Origin of the sequence: Terrisporobacter muris (assembly GCF_024621905.1) — a bacterium.
GTDB lineage: Bacteria > Bacillota > Clostridia > Peptostreptococcales > Peptostreptococcaceae > Terrisporobacter > Terrisporobacter muris.
In genome coordinates, this window is record NZ_JANKBY010000335.1 from 1 (window position 1) to 3735 (window position 3735).

Consider the following 3735-nt stretch of genomic DNA (forward strand, 5'->3'; position numbering starts at 1 on the left):
ATTTTCTAAATACAATCCTAAATTCTAAAACAAGGATTTATTACTTATGCATTAACTCATAATGACTCCTTATATATACTTTTGAAACCCAGTTATTTTTATACAACCTAAAAAACTACTAAGCTATAAACTTAGTAGTTCCTAATATCATTGAAAATAAATTATTCCTCTTTATAATTTGAATTATAGTAATATTCACCCCTATTATTTATTATTACTTTAATTAATTCTTCAAATAATTCCATTATCTTCTTTTATATTTTTAATTTCCTTACAATTAAAAAGGTCAGATCTCAATTGTGAGACTGACCTTTTATATTATGCTAGCAAAAGTTGACACAGTATGTCAACTTTCGTACACCCGAGCACACTTGTACAAGGCACACCAGTGTCTTGTACTTACTAACTATCTCCTATTTTAGATTAAATATTTTCTAAATAAATACTATATTTTATATAAATCTATGAATATCTCAATCCCATTCCTAAAATGTTATTCCATTCTTATCTATCTTCTCACATATATCCAAAAAGCTACCATTTCTCATCAGCAAATCCCTCAAATAAACTAAGCGCTCATCATTTATCAATTGATCAGCTACACAATCCAAAATCTCTCTAACCTTCTCCTCATGATACTCCAAATTTAACAAACAATTTAAATTAGAATAAAAATTACCCTTAAGCATATCTCTACCCAAAGAATTTACTATTTGATCTTCCAAATAATACTTAGCTTCCTTTATACATTCTTTATCATTTGTGAGATAAACTGACTCACCCCTTGGTAGATAGTCCCCTCTGTAAGAAAGCCAGTTAAATGAACCTGCTATATGTATTTTATCATCTACAATAATCTCTTTGTTGTGATGATTTCCTATCCAGATTACAAATACAGCTGGTAAATTATCTGGTGATTTTATGCTTTTTAATTTTTCCAACAACATTTCAGGTGCTTTTCTATCTTCATTATTTATATTTCTTGATATTCCCCATGTTATAAATATTTTACAATTCTTCGCCGCTAATTTTTTAATTTTTTTAATCATGTCATCATCTACTACTTTTTCTGAAATCCAAGGGGATTGAATATACATTTTCTGCTTAACCATATTAAAAGTTTTGTTAAATTCTTCTTTTATTTCCTTTCCTCTTATAATTCTAAGCTTACTTTTTTCATGCTTATTTTCTTTCTTTTCTTGAATAAATTTTTCTTCCAATGAATTTGATTGCTTTATAACAGGCTCTTTTTTAATTTCATCAGATAAATTAAAATCTTCTTTTTTCAGTGGTTTTATATTACATATTAATTTACTAATCTCATTGTCAAAGGAATTATTTTCAAAGTTCCACACCCTACATTGCAAAACTTTTTCGACTATATCATATATCCATAATTCAACTATTCTAAAATATGCAATCTCACCGTCTAATTTTTCCATTTCTATGTCTTTTACTTCTTGATTTATTACTTTCTTCTCGCATATGATTTTATGACACTTTGCCAATTCTGATATATTATTTTTTAAATCTTCATTTATATTGCAAATTTTATCTTCAAAATCATTATTCAAATGCAATATATCAATACTTTTATTTTCATAATCTTTCTTTTTATAATCATAAATATTGTTTATATATGGATGATAATAAGCTTCTAATACATCCTGCTTTTCAAAATCTAAAGATAACTTACTTTTATATAAATTTTTACCCGACTCTGTTGTTATAATATGAGGCAATTTATTCAAATATAACATTCCATTTCTTGCCATTTTATCAACATAAGTTTCAATAAATATCTTGTCTAAACCAAGCATTAATGCTATATCATCTATAGTATTATTATTTCCTAAGTTAGTTAAGCCAATATTCAAAATAAACTCTTCTATAATACTTATACTTCTGTAAACTATTGAATTTATTTTCACCTTGTATTTATGAAAAGGAAGTAACCACTCCTTATAATAGATTACTTCCAATTTATCTTCCTTATATTCAATATCTTCTATAATTTTTCCTATGTCCTTAGGATAGTCCTCTATTTTAAACATATATATCTCTCCTTAGTTAAAGATACTTCCTGCATCTATGACACCGTTATATTTATTAACAACTTTTATTACTTCACTATAATAGCCCTTAGCTTCTTTATTATTGTTTTTCTCGCAATATAACTCACTACATCCCACAATAATAAGTAGTTTTTGTGCTCTTGATAAAGCAACATTTATACGTCTTGGATCCTTTGCAAAACCAATTTTTCCTTTATTGTTATTTCTTACAAGGCTTACAATTACAATTTCACTTTCTATTCCTTGAAATCTGTCAACGGTTCCCACTCGCAGGTTCAGATTTTTAAATTCTCTTCCTTTCAAAAAATTATTCTGAAATAATTTAACTTGTGCACTATAAAAAGTAATCACTGACACTTGTTTTTCCTCATTATGTGAAAATTTGTTTATGTCAGTCAGTATTTTTTCTATTACTTCTATTTCTGTTTTATTATAAAAACTGAAGCCATCATTTCTTTCTTCTGCATAACTATTCTTAAGTGGAATATCAACCCACATCAAATGATTTTCTTTTTTTATATACTTTATATCTATGTTATGACTTTTTTCTTTTTCTTCATCCTTAACTCCAGATATTAATCCTACTTTATTTCCACCTTCCTTGTTATCCTTATAAAATTGGTTAATACAATTCATGATTGAACTATGCATTCTATATTGTGTATCCAGCATTATTTTACTTTTCTCATTTATATTCATGTAAATCTTTTCAAAAATACTATTTTTCATATCATCTAATTCATATTTAATATCTTCCAATTCATCATCACAATACTTCATTTCATCTAATAATTCAGACTCAATCACTGGTGGTAGCTGTTTATGATCTCCAACCAATATTATTTTCTTTCCTTTAAGCATAGGTAGTAATAATTCTGGCGGTGTTGCCTTACTTGATTCATCTATAATTACCACGTCAAAATCCTTATATTCAGATTCAAATTTTTTAGAACCTGATTGAACACAAGTTATACCTATTACGTTTGCAAACTCTATATAAAGTTTTTTAAGTTCTTCTTTATCTCCAAATTTACCTTTTTCAATTTTTTTAATCCAATTATCTAAAATCATCAAGTAATTTTCTATTATAGATTTTGCTCTTAATATCTCATCTATTGATATATTGTTGTGAACTTGTGGTACTATATTTATAGTTGCATCCATTACTTCTTTCATATCATTGACAAGTTGATCACATCTATATTTGAGATTATTATATTTTTCTTTTAGATCTATGGCTTTATTTTTTTCTGTTTCTATTTCAAGATATAGTTTTGTAGTATTTTTATTTAAAGTGTTTGTTGTAATATCTATAATAAAATCTAATAAATCTGTTGAGCTTTCATCATAATTAAATTCTTTTTGTAGGGATTTTTTTATATCATCAATATTTTTTTAATTGTTTTTATTTTACTATATATTATTTCTTCATACTCATCTTCAATGAACAGTCGTTTTTTATTTAGATTTGACATTAATATGGAGAGTTCTTCGATTTTTTCTTTTATCATTTTTACATATTCGTTGCCCATATAAATATATTTCAATAAATTAGTCTCCCAATTGGATATTATACCTAAACTTTTTATTAAATTCAGAAATATGGGTTTATGATCTATTACATTAGCTGTATCAACTAAATATTTATCAATTAATTTAT

General features: G+C 25.7%; 3 protein-coding genes. All 3 read right to left on the reverse strand.

Going from position 1 to position 3735, the window contains the following annotated elements:
- Nucleotides 1-485: 485 nt before the first annotated feature.
- Complete coding sequence (locus NSA58_RS17225; RefSeq protein ID WP_039680043.1) at nt 486-2054, reverse strand: phospholipase D-like domain-containing protein; 1569 nt, start codon at nt 2052-2054, stop codon at nt 486-488.
- 12 nt (nt 2055-2066) lie between these two features.
- Nucleotides 2067-3464 carry a DEAD/DEAH box helicase gene (locus NSA58_RS20800; protein WP_330376073.1) on the reverse strand — a complete coding sequence of 466 codons (1398 nt, stop codon included), beginning with the start codon at nt 3462-3464 and terminating at the stop codon, nt 2067-2069.
- Nucleotides 3452-3735, reverse strand: a 284-nt coding sequence (locus NSA58_RS17235) for a hypothetical protein (RefSeq protein ID WP_257560733.1), incomplete at its 5' end; no start/stop codon positions are given. The genes NSA58_RS17235 and NSA58_RS20800, both read right to left, overlap by 13 nt.

Bases quoted from the DNA above. Each gene is read 5' to 3' on its own strand.
- NSA58_RS17225 (WP_039680043.1), bottom strand. From the start codon at position 2,054: ATGTTTAAAATAGAGGACTATCCTAAGGACATAGGAAAAATTATAGAA.